This window comes from Streptomyces sp. NPDC104371 (assembly GCF_055583785.1).
In genome coordinates, this window is the sequence record NZ_JBVJNF010000001.1 from 216,547 (window position 1) to 232,503 (window position 15,957).

Annotated in this window: 11 protein-coding genes and 1 pseudogene; 5 read left to right on the plus strand and 7 right to left on the minus strand. The window is 68.8% G+C overall.

All coding sequences use genetic code 11. The features are described from left to right. Positions 1–36 precede the first annotated feature (36 nt). Positions 37–519, minus strand: a complete 483-nt coding sequence (locus ACZ60T_RS01080) for a MarR family winged helix-turn-helix transcriptional regulator (protein WP_365632742.1) — start codon at positions 517–519, stop codon at positions 37–39. Between the two features lie 141 nt (positions 520–660). On the opposite strand from ACZ60T_RS01080, the gene ACZ60T_RS01085 reads away from it, so the two are divergent. Then, positions 661–1,923: an SMI1/KNR4 family protein gene (locus ACZ60T_RS01085; RefSeq protein WP_469663321.1), complete on the plus strand. Its 1,263-nt coding sequence runs from the start codon at positions 661–663 to the stop codon at positions 1,921–1,923. A gap of 120 nt (positions 1,924–2,043) precedes the next feature. On the opposite strand, the gene ACZ60T_RS01090 is transcribed toward ACZ60T_RS01085, so the two are convergent. Together ACZ60T_RS01090 and ACZ60T_RS01095 are read right to left on the minus strand one after the other, a co-directional pair. Continuing rightward, the gene (locus tag ACZ60T_RS01090; RefSeq protein ID WP_469663322.1) at positions 2,044–2,790 is read right to left on the minus strand and encodes a hypothetical protein; all 747 of its coding nucleotides are present in this window, start codon (positions 2,788–2,790) and stop codon (positions 2,044–2,046) included. Further along, a pseudogene (locus ACZ60T_RS01095) lies at positions 2,787–3,332 on the minus strand (GNAT family N-acetyltransferase); the annotation flags it as partial. The pseudogene ACZ60T_RS01095 and the gene ACZ60T_RS01090, both read right to left, overlap by 4 nt. 146 nt (positions 3,333–3,478) lie before the next feature. Here ACZ60T_RS01095 and ACZ60T_RS01100 point away from each other — a divergent pair. Further along, positions 3,479–4,012, plus strand: coding sequence for a DUF1648 domain-containing protein (locus ACZ60T_RS01100; protein ID WP_469663324.1), 534 nt, complete (start codon positions 3,479–3,481; stop codon positions 4,010–4,012). Between the two features lie 107 nt (positions 4,013–4,119). Here ACZ60T_RS01100 and ACZ60T_RS01105 read toward each other — a convergent pair whose 3' ends face one another. The 3 genes from ACZ60T_RS01105 to ACZ60T_RS01115 all read right to left on the minus strand — a co-directional run bounded on the left by ACZ60T_RS01105 (position 4,120) and on the right by ACZ60T_RS01115 (position 7,678). Then, entirely contained in the window at positions 4,120–4,932 is an 813-nt protein-coding gene (locus tag ACZ60T_RS01105; RefSeq protein WP_469663325.1) for an SAM-dependent methyltransferase, read from the minus strand. 137 nt (positions 4,933–5,069) lie between these two features. After that, positions 5,070–6,119: a methyltransferase gene (locus ACZ60T_RS01110; protein WP_469663326.1), complete on the minus strand. Its 1,050-nt coding sequence runs from the start codon at positions 6,117–6,119 to the stop codon at positions 5,070–5,072. Between the two features lie 380 nt (positions 6,120–6,499). Continuing rightward, a complete protein-coding gene (locus ACZ60T_RS01115) occupies positions 6,500–7,678 on the minus strand; it encodes an ATP-grasp domain-containing protein (RefSeq protein WP_469663328.1) in 1,179 nt (392 codons plus the stop codon). A gap of 606 nt (positions 7,679–8,284) precedes the next feature. Between ACZ60T_RS01115 and ACZ60T_RS01120 the strand changes: the two genes are divergently transcribed. From ACZ60T_RS01120 to ACZ60T_RS01130, 3 genes are all read left to right on the plus strand, one after another. Continuing rightward, the gene (locus ACZ60T_RS01120) at positions 8,285–8,509 is read left to right on the plus strand and encodes a hypothetical protein (RefSeq protein ID WP_469663331.1); all 225 of its coding nucleotides are present in this window, start codon (positions 8,285–8,287) and stop codon (positions 8,507–8,509) included. 199 nt (positions 8,510–8,708) lie between these two features. Continuing rightward, positions 8,709–9,734 carry a 4-hydroxyphenylpyruvate dioxygenase gene (gene hppD / locus ACZ60T_RS01125; RefSeq protein ID WP_469663333.1) on the plus strand — a complete coding sequence of 342 codons (1,026 nt, stop codon included), beginning with the start codon at positions 8,709–8,711 and terminating at the stop codon, positions 9,732–9,734. Next, positions 9,731–12,220, plus strand: coding sequence for an aminotransferase class I/II-fold pyridoxal phosphate-dependent enzyme (locus tag ACZ60T_RS01130; RefSeq protein WP_469663335.1), 2,490 nt, complete (start codon positions 9,731–9,733; stop codon positions 12,218–12,220). Before hppD ends, ACZ60T_RS01130 begins: the two co-directional genes overlap by 4 nt. Before the next feature lie 56 nt (positions 12,221–12,276). Here ACZ60T_RS01130 and ACZ60T_RS01135 read toward each other — a convergent pair whose 3' ends face one another. Beyond that, complete coding sequence (locus ACZ60T_RS01135; RefSeq protein ID WP_469663337.1) at positions 12,277–15,933, minus strand: tetratricopeptide repeat protein; 3,657 nt, start codon at positions 15,931–15,933, stop codon at positions 12,277–12,279. Positions 15,934–15,957: the final 24 nt, after the last annotated feature.

A 15,957-nucleotide genomic window follows, 5' to 3' on the forward strand; every position in this document is an offset into this window, starting at 1 on the left:
CGGCCTCCGCGGCTTCATGTTCTTGCGGAACGCGGCTCACAGATCGCGCAGGGGAAATGACGGAGGCGCGGCGTTCAGGGCATTCGCCACCTTGCCGCACAGTTCGACGAAAGCGGCCTGTTCCTCCGCCGACAGGGCGTCTTCGACGAGCCTGGCGTTCTCCCGTCTCCCCCGGGCGGCGCGGGCCAGGAACCGGTGTCCGCGCATCGTGATCGAGGTGGTCTGCTCGCGCTTGTCCGCGCTCTGCGCCGACTGCTCCACCAGATTCTGGTCCTTGAGAATGCGCAGCGCTTTGGACATGGTCTGCCGCGAGACCCCCAGGGACTCACTCAGCACCGAGGGCGTCATCGGCCCCCGGAGCCGCAGGAGTTCCAGCACGTCGTACTGCTGCCACGTCACGTGTTCGGGCGTGGCACGCGTCCTGCGGGCGACCAGTGAACACGTCAGGTAGGCCAGAGTGTCCTCGATCTCCGCCCGCAGACCGGCCTGTTGAACGGACGACTCGCCACTGGTCGCCATCTGCCTCACCCATGGTCTGCTCGATATTACGGAAACAGTGAATCGGCTGAATCTATCATGATTTACCGGCTAGTTGAACGAGAGGTCATACACCCTCTCGAAGCGGTCCAGGTCTTGACGGAATTACACAATGGACGCATTGTGCTTTCCCGGCAGAAATCATCGCCGCTCCACGCGGACAAGGCCTACGACATCCCCGTGCTGTCGGTCGTGTTGTTCCGTGGTGGCTGGGCCGCTGTGGACTTCGTCGCCGGTCGTGCCGGTCATTATGCTGCCGGGATGACCGCGCAGTCGCCCCCGCCGCTGACCGTGGAAGCCGCCAGGGAGCTTCAGAGCTTGCTCCGAGCCGAGATCGGGCCGGGCCTCAGCGAGAGGGAACTCGACGCGGTCGAGGCACGGTTCGGCTTCACGTTCTCGGCGGACCACAGGGTCTTCCTCGCCGCCGGGCTCCCGCACGGGTCACGGCACTGGCCGGACTGGCGCGACGGCGACCCCGAGGATCTGGCGGATCGGCTCTCCCGGCCGGTCGAGGGCGTGCTCTTCGACGTCGAGCACAACAGCTTCTGGCACCCTGCCTGGAGTCCGAGGCCCGCAGAGACATCCGACGCGTTGCGGGTCGCACGGTCGGAGTTGGCGACCGTACCGCAACTGGTCCCTGTCTACAGCCACCGCTACCTGCCCGGCGCCGCAGGCGAACGCGGCCACCCCGTACTGTCCGTCCACCAGACCGACATCATCATCTACGGGCGCGACCTCGCCGACTACATACGACATGAGTTCACCGGCCGGGCGAGCAGTCTCCCGGCCCACACGACTGTCGGGTTCTGGTCGTACTTCGTCCACGGCGGTCCCGGCACCGACGTTACCGCGCCCACCCCGCACACCCCCTACGCCGTCAACGCCCAAGAGGCTGTCGAGTGCCTGCGGATGCTGGCACTGGAGCGCCTGATCGGCCGCCAGCACTACCCCCACCAACTGATCGAGGCAGGGCTTACGGCCCTGGTCCTCGACGTCGAGACGGAGTCACTTCCGCTGCTCGCCGGACTGTCACGCACCGAGCACGAACGCGCCGACGGGCTCTTCGACAGGGTGCTGGCCGAACTCGGTCTGTCTGAGAGCCTTCCCGGCGATGACACCGGCATCCCTTGGGAGGCGGCACGCTGGGAACTCGTGCGCTGGTGGCTCCGGCTGATCGTGAACGGGAGCCTGGCTCCCGGCGCGGGCGGTGACGTGATCACGTACGAGGGCTGGGGCGCACTGGCCCGGCCCCGGTCGCTTCAACCGCTTGTCGACAAGGTCGATGCGTACAACGACGGGGAGACAATCCAGCACGGGACACACGAACAAGCGATCGTCACAGAGGCCGAACGGCTGCTCGCGGGTCCGTGGCCTCCGCCGGACTGACTCCCGAACAGCCGAAGAAGCACGGCTTCCGGGAAGCGGAGCGCGGGGAGAGCTTCCGCGTGGCCAAGGCGGTCGGCCCTCTGGTGGGCTCGGTGACCAAGATCCGAACGCTGGCTTGGGTCAGATGGGCCGATGGCCCGGGACGTCCGGGTGGGGCCGCATCAGCAGCAGGTCCTCACCCCAGGCGTCCAGCACCGCCGCGTGCCCGGCGACCCGGGCAGCCGCCTCGACGCGGACGAAGAGCCGCTGTTGCAGCGCGACTTCGCCGGTCGCGGTGATCCGGGCGACGGTGTCCAGCAGTTCGGCGCTCTCCCAGCCGGGCAGCGGGAAGCGGTCCAGCTCCCAGGCCAGGTACTTGTTGTAGGGGCGCGGTCGGCGGTCCAGGGCGAAGAGCAGGTCGAGCAGGAATCCGACACTGGTGGCCGCGTCGAGGTGGCCGGCCAGGGGGTTGCCATCGCGGTGGTTCTTGACCGAGCGGTAGAGCGAGTTGGCGTAGGCGTCCAGCAGGGTGGCGCCTGCCCGGAAGGCCTCCTCGGCGCCGAGCCGTCCCATCGCGGCGACGATCCGGGCGACTTCACCGTCGCGGCGGTCGAGCAGCACCCGGGAGCGGGCAATGGCGTACCGCTCCCAGTCCGCGGGCCGACGGAACTGTTCGAGAGTGGTGACGACCAGGTCGAGCCGCGCCGAGCGGTAGCCGTTGAGCACGGCCAGCTCGCTCGTCGGGTCGTCGGCGAGGATGACGTAGAGGTCGTGGTCGGAGTGACGGGTGGTCATGCCGTCGTGGGCCTGGGAGCCCTTGAGGACGAGCCCGACGACGGCCGGGTCGGCCGTTGCCTCGGCGACGAACGCCGCGAAATCCAGCGTCATGCCAGGTCCTTGCGCATCAGCGTGCACATGGTCTCGTACCGCTGGAGCGAGCCGTCCTCGGCCTCCACGTCCCAGGAGTCAAGCTCGCGACCGAAGGCCCGGTAGCCCAGGCGTTCGTAGAGGGCGCGGGCGCGCGGGTTGCTCTCCTCGACGCCGAGTTCGGCGCGGGTCAGGCCCCGGGCGCTGATCCGCTGCTCGGCGGAGCGGATCAGCAGCGTGCCGATCCCGCAGGACTGCAGGGCCGGGTGGACGCTGAGTTGCCAGAGCGTGCCGGTGCCGGGCTTGACCGTGTAGTCGACGCCGCCGACCGCCACCGGGAGCCCGGTCGGCGCGCAGACCGCCAGGTAGTCGATCTCACCCGCCTCGGCTCGGCGGATCTGGTGGACAAGCTCACGCACGTGCTTAGGTGAGCCGGCCCAACTGCACGACGGCAGGTCCGCGTCGGTGAGGTCGCGCACCGAGAGGTGCAGCCTGATCTCGGTCATCGCCGCATCCCTTCGACGCCAACAGCGGCCGTCCCCCATTTCAGCAAGCCGGTTCCCGCACCGTCCAAGGAGTTTCGGCCCGGCCCCGACACCAGCCGGAAGGACTTGCGCTCGTTCCGGCGGCTGGGCGTCCGGGGCAGCAGGGACTCGATGTCACAGGTATGCGCTTTCCAATCTCAAGCTCTCATCAGATGATCGGTCATATGGCGCTCTTCTCTTCCCCTGTCCGGCTCTGGTTGCTCCCCAATGCCCTCCTGCTCGTCGTGCTGTCGACTTGGGGCGCGCTCCGCTACCCACACCTGCCAGGGCGGATACCGAAGCACATCGGGGTCCATGGAGTGGACGCCTGGACGGACAGGTCGATCGGCAGCGCGTTCGTGCTGGTCTTCGTGTATGCGGGAGTGACGGTATTGATGACCGGCTGTGCGGAGATGACGCTGCGGCTGACACCACGCGACGAGTTATCGAACGCCAACGCCGCACCGTTTGCTGCCGTACAGGCGACATCATCCCTGTACAACAGGCCCGGCAGCCGGGCCTCGGCACGCCGGATCGCAGGCGCCCTGCTGCTGCTCAACACCTGCATCGGTATCTCCTTCCTCGTGGGCTGCGGAATGCTCTGGCGTGCCACGCCGGACCCGAACGTGCCCGCATGGCTCCTCGCGGCGATGCTTCTGCCGGTCCTCGTCGGCACGGCGGTGACGGTCGCCGCGGCCGTGCGCGACCGGAAGCGGTGAGCCCGGTCCTCGTGAGACCTTGATCCACAACCGCCGACCGGCTCCATGCGGCAAGGGTCGGTCAGGCTCACCCATAGTCGCCGGACCCGGCGAGGTGCGCCCTCGTGTCAGGGCTTCAAGGCCACGGCGCCGAATTGGGGAACGACACCGGGCGCGCCCGCGTCGGGGCGCCACTTCGCGCAGGACACCAGACCCGGCTCTACCAGATCCAGTCCCTCGAAGAAGGCGGCCACCTCGGCGCGGGGGCGGGCGGTGATCGGGGGTGTGGCGTTCTCGTTCCAGAACGCCATGGCCGCCACATTGTCCTCGCCACCGAGGTCGGCGTCGAAGGTGGGATGAGTCAGGGCCAGGAAGCTCCCCGACGGGACCGCGCTCATCACGCGGCGGACGACGTCACACGCGGTGTCGGTGTCCAGGACGAAGTTGAGGATGCCGAGCATCATGACCGCGACCGGCTCGTCGAAGTCCAGGGTGGCGGCGGCGCGTTCCACGATGGCGTCCACGTCGTGCACGTCCGCGTCGATGTAGTCGGTGACACCCTCGGGGGAACTGGTCAGCAGGCTGCGGGCGTGGGCCAGGACGATCGGGTCGTTGTCGACGTACACGACCTTCGACGCGGGAGCGATCCGCTGCGCTGTCTCATGGGTGTTGTCGACCGTCGGAAGCCCGGTGCCGATGTCGAGGAACTGGCGCACCCCGCGTTCGGCGGCCAGGAAGCGGACCGCCCGCCCGAGGAACTCACGGTCCGCGCGGGCCACATCACGGATCACCGGGAACAACCCGGCCACGTGCCCACCGACCTGTTCGTCGACCTCGTAATGGTCCTTGCCGCCCAACCAGTAGTTCCACACACGCGCGTTGTGCGCCACACCGGTGTTCACCCTTGGCGTCTCGACCGACGAGGTGCGACTCTCACTCACGTCTGCGCTCCTGGTTCGTCTCGTCGTGCGGGGCCTTCACGCCTTCGCCGCCATTGTGCCGCGTGATGATCACGGTGTCCCGGGAATCGGCCGATCTCGCGCCCGCGCCCCGCCGACCGAACCGCCGTCGCTGTCCGTCAGACCGGGCTGGTACGCGCTTCGATGACGCTGAAGAAGGAGTCCGGAAGCGGAGTGACATCCGAGATGTGCAGCCCCGCGCGCTGGAGCAGAGACCTGTACTGGTCCAACGTGCGTTCACGTCCGCCGAGGACGACCATCATGCCCAGGTCGCTCCACCAGGCCGGATGCGGTTCGTTCGAGTCCGGCAGGAGCATCTCGCAGATGAGCAAGCGGCCGTCCACGGGGAGCGACTCACTGCTCCGGGTCAGGATGGTGATGGCGTCCTCGTCCTCCCAGTCATGCAGGACACTGCACATGAGGTGTGCGTCGGCTCCCTCGGGGATCTCCTTGAAGAAGTCGCCCGCCGCCACCTGGCAACGGTCCCTGAGCGGCGCGAGTTCCCCCGAGAGCTCGGCCCGCTCGACGACGCTGGGCCGGTCGAAGAGGATTCCGCTGAGGTGCGGGTTGGCCGTGAGGATCGAGGCGAGCACGGCGCCCTTTCCACCGCCGATATCGAGGACACAGTGAGTGTCCTTCCAGGCGGGGAGGGTGGCGAGGACCGAGTAGAGGCGGCTTGCCCGTTCCCGCATGCGTTCGTCGAACATGGCGCCCAACTGATCGTTGTGGTCCTTGTGGGCGAAGAATCCGGCCCCGAACTCGCTGTCGAAGGCGGGTCGGCCGGTGGCTATGGTGTCGACCGCGCCGAGCCAGGCCCGGTACGACTCGACGTTGCTGAGGGTTGCCCGCATCGATACGGGCGAATCGGTCTGGAGGAGTTGGCCGAGTCGGGTGAGGGAGAACCGGCCCTCACCTTCGTCGGTGAAGAACCCACAACTGGCGAGGGTGCGCAGGAGGCGTTCCAGGGCTCCGGGTGCCACGTTGAGCGACTGGGCAAGGTGCTCAACACTCCTTGCGGAGTCGGTGAATTGATCCGCGATCGCGAGGTGCCCTGCGACAGACAACGCGTACGGCAGTACGGCGACGATGCTGTCGTCGGCCATGCGGAGGAAGTCGCGGACCACCGGGTCGGTCGCGGTGGCGATGACACTCTCTCTGTCGGCATTCACCTGGCTGGGCCTTCCGTTCAGTACGTCGGTTCGGTGGCAGTTGTTCAAGAGTCGCCGCTTGTTGAGGAGTTGACCTCGTCATGGCGCCCGCCAGGCTCTTCGGGCACACGTGGACGGTCCACCCAGTACGACGGAGGAGGCAGGCGGCTCAGAGGGAGTTCTCCGGGCGTGAGGCAGTCAGTCGGCGGAATTCCGCCGCGACCCGAAACTCACGCAGCGACCAACCATGCCATCCACCCCTGAGCGAGCCGATACGTGCGATGTTATTGAGTGGCGAAGGCAATGATCTGTTTCATCTTCAAATCACTGATCGTGGGGCAGGCGTGGGCGGGATTCAGGTTCCCCCATGCGCCGCACCGCGCACACTCGGCAAGGCCCTCCTATGAGCGCGACGCCACCCTCTCCGCGCCGCCGGTCACATTGAATCGGACGATGTCGCGAACCTTCTTCTCGAGTTCGGGTTCGCTCGGGGCGGACACAAGTGCCTGGCCGACAAGGCCGTAGGGGCCGGTCGGCGCATCCGGTGACGAGTCGTAGTTGATCTCGTCGAACTGGAAGGCGCGCTCGAAATCCTCCTGGGTCAGATGTCCGCTGTCGGGACGCCGTAGGAGGATACAACCGTAGAAACGGTCAGGCGCTCCGTCGCGCCCCGACTGGGTCGGCGGCTCACCGAGTGCCAGACCGATCTCGACGTCGAACAGATCGACGCCGTATGTCTTCTCATAGATCTGCGGGGAGAGCCCACCGGGAATTCGAATGGCGCACTCGCCGAACGTGAGGGCCGTTTCTTCCTCGAAGATCTCCAAGTGGAAGACGCAGTCGGGAGCGCCGAGGCTTCCGAGGACCTGGCGGGCGATGGTCTCGGACTGCTGGAACAGCTCGGGGTGGAGCCTTCTCTCCAGCACCCATGCGGCGAGGGTCCCGTCCTGGGCGGCGTCGACCGGCGCGTCGTGGTAGCGGCCCATCGCGGACCACTGGAGCTCACCAGCTCGCCAGATGCCGTCGATATAGACCTCCGGCCCGTCGACGAACGACTCGGCGACGGTCTCCACGTCCGACGTCCCCGAGAAGAGCGCGAGGGCCTGTTCGTACTCCTCGGCGGAACGAATGATGCTCGTACGCAGGGCGCCGGCCCCGGCCGCCGGCTTGACGACGAAGACCTTGCCCAGATCGTCGACGAGTTGCTCGTAAGAAGTGTCTCTCGCTACATGTCGACAACGCGCCCGCCGGACCTCCGGAGGAAGTCCGCTCTTCTGGAGGTACTTGTCACGGAAGGAGAGAACAGTGCGCGAATCCGTATTTCCAGGAAGGTTCAACTGCTGTCGCAGACAGGCTGCGGTGAACACCCCCATCTCATGGACGGACAGGGCACCGACCACGTCATCGAGCCCTCGGGCGAGCACCGCGCGCAGCACTTCCTGAGCATTCTCGAAATCGGTGACCCAGCAGGATTCCCGGTCGTCCGGTGCGCCCCTGGGAGGCTGGACCACATAGAAAGGATTCAGACCGCGGCGTCGTAGCGCCTGGTCGAGATCGCCTCGATATCCGATGACGATCATTGTCGACATACTCGCCCCCGTATTTGATTCAGACGATCGATGGACCGGACCGGATGAACTCTTTTGCCTTGCCCGAGGATGGCACGCTGGCATCGTTGCATAGGAACCCCGGGATGTGGACACACGAAGACATGATCATTTACCCGGATGCCGTGACAAAGATCACAGCATAATGCACGGGTGTGAAATCGAAGGTGGCAACTCCGATCGTGAATTCCACCATTACCGGCAAACACGGCAAGTGACTGCCAGGGGCGGCCGACTCCCCCAATTCGACGCGAACGGACCGCCTCTCGTCAGCGGTGTCTCGGCCCGCAAAACCCATGGCGGTGAAGGACTGAAGCCGATGGTCAGCCCTGGATACGAGCGTCGTCCCCGGAGCTACCTGGCCTTTCCGGTCTCGCCGCCGCCCCGTGCCGCTCCGAACATCTCGCCCGCCTCACCACACAGGGCACCAACTTATGGATGAGCACGCATCGTTGTCGTACTCTGTGAGCGCCTGTTCACGCGACAACACGTTTCGCGGCCTTCCGATGAACCCCAGCGACCGGTTTCATCGACGCTGCGCGTGGTCGTGTTCGCCGACTGCCGCTTTCGGAGGTTCCGGTGAGGAAGTACTGCACGTACTACCCGTTGGGCTTGGCCGAGTTCACCGGCAAGAAGACCCTCATCGGCGCCGACTCCTCCGGCATCGACCCCATGTCCTACCGCCACGTCGAAGCGCACCTGGGCACCGCCGACCTCTCCTTCCCCGGCAGGGAGTGCGACGGCGCCCCGTTCATCCGGCTCCACCCGGCGCCGCTCACCCCCGCGATGGGCGAGGAGCCCTGACCGGGCCACCTCACGCGACGACACATCGACCACGCACGTCGACGGCACCTGCCGAGGACCGGCACCAGGTCAGACAGACCAACGGAGTTCATGACCTGGCGCCAGGACCCGGCAGCGAGGCCGGACACCTGTGCGGTCGGCAGGAGTGGCGCTGGTAGCCGATCAACATCCCGTCATCGGTCCTTCAGGAGGTACTTCTGTGTCGGTCCACGACATAGCGCACGTCGAGCTCTACACGAAAGACGCACCTTCCGCCGTCGACCACTTCGTCGGCGGGATGGGCTTCCTCCGCGTCGCGGACGCCGTGCAGTCCGACCGGAGTTCCGTCCTGCTGCGGCAGGGCACGACACATCTGATCGTCACCTCGGGCCGGGGAATCTCGACCTTCCTCGACCAACACGGCGACGGCATCTCTGACATCGCGCTGACCTGCGACGACGTGGCGGAGACCCGCTCCGCGGCAGTGGCGGCCGGTGCCAAGCCACTCGACGCCGAGTACGGCCACCCGGTCGTGTCCGGCTTCGGCGACGTCACCCACACTCTGCTGCCGCACCTCGACGACGACGCGGAGCCCGCCCTGCCCCCGGGCCGCCCTTGGGTGGCCGCGCCCGAGCCACCGGCCGAACCCACGGGCCGGATCCGGTTGCTCGACCATGTCGCCGTCTGCGTCGAGGGCAACCGGCTGGCGGAGTACGCCGACTACTACCGGGACGCCTTCGGTATGGACCGCTACTCCTCCGAGTACGTCGCCGTCGGTGGACAGGCCATGGACTCGATCGTCGTCCGCAGCGCCTCCGGAGGCGTCACCTTCACCCTCGTCGCCCCCGACCTGACGAAGAACCCCGGGCAGCTCGACGCGTTCCTCGACCGCAACAGCGGTCCCGGCGTCCAGCATCTGGCCTTCCTGGTCGACGAGATCATCCCCACGGTACGTGAATTCCGGGACCGCGGCGTGGAGTTCCTCACCACCCCCGGCACGTACTACGACATGCTCGCCGAGCGATTCGCCGAAATGCGTGGGGAGATCGCCGAGTTGCGCGCCGGCCAGATCCTCGCCGACCGCGATGAGTGGGGCTACCTCCTGCAGTTGTTCAGCCGCTCGCCCTACGAGCGCAACACCCTCTTCTACGAGCTCATCCAGCGCCAGGGTTCCCGGGGGTTCGGCAGCGCCAACATCCGCGCCCTGTACGAGGCCGTGCAACACGACCACCTGGCCGCCCGATGACCGGCGCGGACGCCCCGCGGGGCCTGCACACCCTGGCCGACTACGCGGTCCGGGCCTCGGTGGCCCTCCCTCGCGCCACCTGGGACTTCCTGGAAGGCGGCGCCGGGGAGGAGCGGACGCTGGCGGCCAACACCGACGCCTTCGACCGTACGCGGCTCCTGCCGCGCGTGCTGTCGGGCGTCGGCCGACCCGACACCGCGACCCGGATCCTGGGGCGGACCTGGGCCGCGCCGCTCGCCGTCGCCCCCGTCGCGTACCACACGATGGCCCACCCTTCCGGGGAGGTCGCCACCGCACGGGCCGCCGGGCGCGCCGGACTGCCGTTCGTGGTGAGCACCTTCGCCGGACGCACCTTCGAGGACATAGCCGAGGCGGCGGACGCCCCGCTCTGGCTCCAGGTGTACTGCTTCCGCGACCGCGCCCTGACACGTGAACTCGTCGAGCGTGCCGAGCGTGCCGGATTCGAGGCGCTGGTCCTCACGGTGGACGCGCCCCGGCTCGGCCGACGGCTGCGCGACCTGCGCAACGACTTCCGGCTGCCGGAGGGCGTCACGCCCGCCAACCTCACCGGAGACGGATTCGCCTCGCCCGCGGACCACGCACGCACCGCCTTCGATGACACCCTCGACTGGTCGGTCATCGACTGGCTGCGTTCCATCAGCTCCCTGCCGGTGCTGGTCAAGGGGGTCCTCACCGCGGCCGATGCGCACCGCGCCCTCGCGGCCGGGGCCGACGCCATCGTCGTGTCCAACCACGGTGGCCGCCAACTGGACGGATTTCCGGCCACGTTGGACGTCCTGCCGGAGATCGCGGCGGCTGTGGCGGGGAACTGTCCGGTCCTCCTCGACGGCGGTGTCCGGCGAGGGCGTGACGTGCTCTCCGCGCTGGCGCTCGGTGCCGACGCGGTGCTCCTCGGACGGCCCGTGCTGCACGGGTTGGCGGTGGGCCAGGAGGACGGCGTCGGGGAGGTGTTGGACATGGTCGTCGAGGAACTGGCGGAGGCGATGACCTTCACCGGTACCGCCACCGTCGCCGATGCGGGGCCCCACTTGGTGGCCACTACGACGGACTCCCACCGGCCCGCACCCCACCCGGCGAACTCCCACCGGCCGACGCCCCACCCGACGAACGCCGCCCACGCCACCCACTCCGCCCTCTCTCCGTCCGCACCCGCCGGACGTAGCGGATCCGACGACTTCGCCCTGAGCAAGGAGGAGTTGCACGGCAGCGTCCGTGACCCGGTGCTGGACACCATGACCTTCCTCAACGACATCACGCACCGCTACCCCGACGCGATCTCCTTCGCACCCGGCCGCCCCTACGACGGATTCTTCGAGGCCGACCACGTCCTCGCGTACCTGCGCCGCTATCTGGACCATCTGGAGGCGGGCGGAGCCTCACCCGGGCAGATCCGCTCGGCGCTCTTCCAGTACGGCCCCACCAGCGGCCAGATCCGCGAACTGATCGCCGACTCGCTGCGCAAGGACGAGGGCATCGACGTGACGCCCGAGTCGATCGTGGTCACCGTCGGCTGTCAGGAGGCGATGCTCCTGGCGGTGCGGGCGCTGATGTCGGGGCCCGAGGACGCCCTGCTGGTCTCCAGCCCCTGCTACGTCGGGATCACCGGCGCGGCTCGGCTGCTGGACGTCGAGGTGACCCCGGTCGAGGAGGGCCGCGACGGCTTCGACCGCGCGACCCTGGAGGCGACGCTCTTCGCCGAGCGGGCACGCGGCCGACGCCCGCGCGCCTTCTACGTGGTCCCCGACCACTCCAACCCCTCCGGCACCACCATGCCGCTGAGCGCCCGTCGGGAACTGCTGGAGCTGGCGGACCGCCACGACCTGCTGATCCTGGAGGACACGCCGTACCGGATGGTCAGCCCCGGAACGCAGCTACCGACCCTGAAGTCCCTGGACCGGCACCGCCGGGTCGTGCATCTGGGCTCCTACTCCAAGACGCTCTTTCCCGGCGCACGCGTGGGCTTCGTGATCGCGGACCAGACCGTCACGGACGCCCAGGGGCGCACCGGGCTGCTGGCGGACGAACTCACGAAGATCAAGAGCATGGTGACCGTGAACACGTCGCCGGTGAGTCAGGCGGTCGTCGCCGGTATGCTCCTCACCGCCAACGGCCGGACCTCACGCTTCAACACCCGGACCGCGTCCCACTACGGCGAGGCCATGCGGGTGACCCTCGAAGCACTCGACCGCTGTTTCCCGGAGAGCGACCGGGCCGCGCTGGGCATCCGATGGAACGAGCCGAGCGGCGGCTTCTTCCTCTCTGTCGACGTCCCGTTCCGCGCCGACGATTCCGCGCTGGTCCGCTCGGCTGAGGAATTCGGGGTCATCTGGACACCCATGTCGTACTTCTATCCGCAGGGCGGTGGCGACTTCAGCCTGCGGCTCTCGGTCAGCTATCTGACGCACCGGGAGATCACGGACGGCGTCGAACGGCTGGCGCGCTTCGTCAAGGCCCAGACGGGATAGCCCGGAATCACCCGGCCCGCCGAACCTGCTCCACCGTTCGGCGGGCACCCCGTACGTCAGCCAGGTTCCATCTGCCATGGGTGGGCGAGGGCCCCGGTGGGGTCCCGCCCGTAGCGCAGGAGTACGTCGGCCGTGTCGCCGAGGAGGCTGCGACTCAGGGCGGGGAACCAGCCGCCGCGCAGGCTCACGCCGACGTCCGCGGCTCGCCAGAACCAGGTGAGCGACTCCTCCGTCCTGCCCGCGACGGCCAATTGACCGGCTGCCACCTGCAGCGCGTCGGTGTCGCCCTTGAGGGCCGCTCGTTCGTACCACGGAAGCGCGTTGTCCAGACGATCCGCCATCACCAGCCGGTCGGCCGCCCAACGCAGCGCCGCATCGCTCCCGTCGGAGGCCGCGCGCTCGAACCAGAGCTGCGCTTCGAGGAAGCGTGCCGCGTTCCACAGTTCATGGGCGGCCTTCCGTACGGCGTTACCGTCCCCCTGTGCGGCTGCCCGCTCGTACCAGGGAAGCGCGTCGTCCAGACGATCCGCCCTCACCAGGTGGTCGGCCGCCCAACGCAGCGCCGTGATCCGCCCGTTGTCGGCTGCCCGCTTCGCCCACGTCAGAGCTTCGTCCAAACGGCCCGCCGACGCGAGCTGTTGTGCCATCGGCTCCCAGGCATCCGGGCCGCAGGCTGCGGACGCGCGCGCCGACCAGCGCTCGGCTTCCTTCCAACGACCCTCGGACGCGAGCGCGTTGACTGCCCAGTGGAGAGCGGCGTCGTCACCGTTGTCGGCCGCGCGCTCGAACCACGCCAACGCCTGGTCCGTACGGCCCGCCTCGAACAGCCGGGCGGCTGCCCAGCGGAGGGCGTCCATGTCCCCGGCTTCCGCCGCGTGTTCGAACCACGGCAGCGCCTCTTCCAGACGACCGACCTCCACGAGTCGGTCGCCCGCCATCAACAGCGCTTCCTCATCGCCGAATTCAGCCGCCCGCTCGTACCAGGTCAGTGCTTCGTCGAGACGCCCGTCGTCGGCGAGCTGGTCGGCGATCTCGGACAGAGCGCGGTCATCGCTCGCGCGGGTCTCACCCGCTTCGGCCGCCCGCCTGTACCAGGTGAGGGCCTCATCCAGGCGCCCCTCCTCCGCCAACCGGCCACCCGCCAGCAGGAGTGCCCGTGCGTCGCCGTGCTCAGCGGCACGCTCGAACCACGCCAGGGCTTCTTCCAGACGCCCCTCCCCCGCCAACCGGTTACCGGCCAGGCGCAGAGCTTCCGTGTCGCCGCCTTCGGCCGCCCGCTCGAAGCACACCAGCGCTTCGTCCCACCGTGCCGCGTCGGCGAGCCGCTCTCCCGCCAGGCGGAGGTGACGCGGTCCCGACCGGGCGGCGGCGCGTCCGTACCAGGGAAGGGCGTCGCTCAGACGTCCCGCGTCGGCCAGCCGATCGCCTGCCGCGTGCAGTGCGGCGACATCGCCTGCGTCGGCTGCCCGCCCGTACCAGGTCAGGGCTTCGTCCAGACGTCCGGCCGCGGCGAGCTGATCGCCCAGACGGCGCGGGGCCTCCTCATCGCCGAGACCGGCCGCCCGTTCCAGCCAGGCCAGGGCCTCGTCCGCGCGGCCTGCCGTCACCAACTGCTGTGCGGCCCAGCGAAGCGCTCCCGAGTCACCGGCGTCGGACGCATCCTCGTACCACCGCAGAGCCTCGTCCAGGCGGCCGACGTCCGTGAGCCGGTCGCCCGCCACCAGGAGCGCGTCCCTGTCCCCTGCATCGGCCGCACTCCGGTAGCAGACGAGAGCCTGATCCAGATGATCCGCCTGCACCATGCGGTCGGCCGCCCAGCGGTACGCGCCCGGGGTCCGCTGTGCCGCGGCGGTCCGCGCGTACCAGACCACGGCTTCATCGCGATACCCGGCCCTGGTCAGGTCTGCCGCGACCCAGTGCAGCGCCTTGGGATCCCCCTCGGCGGCAGCTCGCTCGTACCACGTCAGTGCCTCCTCCGGACGCCCCGCCGTCAGAAGGTGGCCGGCGGCCATCAGGAGCGCGTCGTCGACGCCTCCGGCCGCCGCGTTCTCGAACCGCACCAGAGCCTCGTCGAGGCGCCCCGCCTCCGCGAGTTGGTCACCCGCGTCCAGGAGAGCCTCCGTGTCACCGGCGGCAGCGGCACGTTCGTACCAGTCCAGGGCCTCATCGGCGCGACCCGTCTCCGCCAGACAGCGGCCGGCGTCGCGGAGAGCCCGCGCCCTCCCGTCGGCCGCGGCGCGCTCGTACCACGGCAGAGCCTCGTCCGGCCGCAGCATCTCCGTCAGAGCGTGCGCCACCTTCTCGTGGTCACCGGCTTTGGCCCACAGGCGGCATGCGGTCTCCGCGAAGCCTCGGGCCGCCGCGGCCGATGCGAGGGCGCGGGCGCCTTCGGTGTCGCAGTGCCGCAGGGCTGCCTGCCAGAACAGTGGGGGCACACGTTCGAGACGGCGTTCGCCTCGGCCATGGTCCTCGAGGAAGTCGGCCAGTCGATATGTCTGTCCGGGGGCCGGACTTGCCGACCCCGTGGAGCCCCGCGGACGCCTTTGCGGGTGCAGGGGGCCGCGTGCTCCCTTGATCGGATCGGTGAGCTGATTCAGGGCCTGCTCGAGCCAGTTGTCCGGCAGAAGCTCCCACTCGCTGTCGGTCAGGTACGCCTCGGCCGCGGCGGCGAGGAAGGGCAGCGGGAGGCCGATCGGGTGGCCGAGCCGACGTGCGTCGATCGCGGCGTCGAGGAGAGCCCTGGTTCCAGGGGGCGCCGCGGCATAGATGTCGATCAGTTCGAACGCGGCGGCCAAGTACTGGGTGATCATGCCGTCTTGAGCCGACGCGGCAGCCGCCGCGAGACGTGGGTCGTGCGACTGCCGGAGTTCCTCGACCTCGGAGGGAGAGAAGGCCGACGGGACGTGGAGGACTCGACCCGCGAGGAGGACCCGCGCCTGGGCATGCGGATCCGGGCGGCCGGGGGACGGTGTGGTGCGCAAGGCGTCGAAGTAGCCGGGACCGGGCCAGATCGTGCCGAGGACAAGGACCGGAGCCCGCGTGTCGTCCGACAGGAGCGTACGCAGACCGGCCGCAATGGACTCGCCGTGCTCGTGGTGCAACAGGTAGTGGTGGGCTTCGTTGAGCCAGACCACGGTCCTGGGGCCCACCTGGCCGAGCGCGGACAGCGCGGCCTGGGGCCGTTCCGGATCTATGGGGTGCCACAACCTCCAGTCGCGCGGCAGATGTCGGACGGCTTCGAAGCATGCCCTGGTCTTGCCCGTTGACGACGTCCCCACCAGCAGCGCGAGTCGACTGGCACCCTGAGCGGCCTCGGTGACCAGCCGACGCAGTTCGATGTCGTGGTCGCGTTCCACATAGGCGGGCAGGCCGCCGACGCCCCGCAGCGTGATCGCCCGATGGACTTCGAGATCGTACGGATCGATGTCGGTGACGGGACGGCCGAGCGGCTCGGCGAGCTGGGCTCGAGTCCACAACGAGGCCGCGTCGCGGGCGGCTTGCTCCGTGTCGCCTCCGGCCATCCGCGTCAGCACCGTCACTAGCGCCGTGACGTCCGCCTGCTTCCCGGCCGTCGTCGCCTCGCCGATCAGACGGTTGACGGTGTCCCGGGACGGACAGGCGCGCAGTGCGTCGTCCTCGGCCACCGCCAGCGCCATGTCGTCAAGGGTCGGCGCACCGGCCGCCACGTATGCCCCGTAGATCAGGTTCTTCAAGGTACGCAGTGGGCCTGGTGCCAC

What these genes read in the sequence shown, in the direction of transcription:
- ACZ60T_RS01080 (WP_365632742.1), bottom strand. Translation starts at nt 519, where the DNA reads ATGGCGACCAGTGGCGAGTCGTCCGTTCAACAGGCCGGTCTGCGGGCG.
- ACZ60T_RS01090 (WP_469663322.1), bottom strand. Translation starts at nt 2,790, where the DNA reads ATGACGCTGGATTTCGCGGCGTTCGTCGCCGAGGCAACGGCCGACCCG.
- ACZ60T_RS01100 (WP_469663324.1), top strand. Translation starts at nt 3,479, where the DNA reads ATGGCGCTCTTCTCTTCCCCTGTCCGGCTCTGGTTGCTCCCCAATGCC.
- ACZ60T_RS01115 (WP_469663328.1), bottom strand. Translation starts at nt 7,678, where the DNA reads ATGATCGTCATCGGATATCGAGGCGATCTCGACCAGGCGCTACGACGC.
- ACZ60T_RS01130 (WP_469663335.1), top strand. Translation starts at nt 9,731, where the DNA reads ATGACCGGCGCGGACGCCCCGCGGGGCCTGCACACCCTGGCCGACTAC.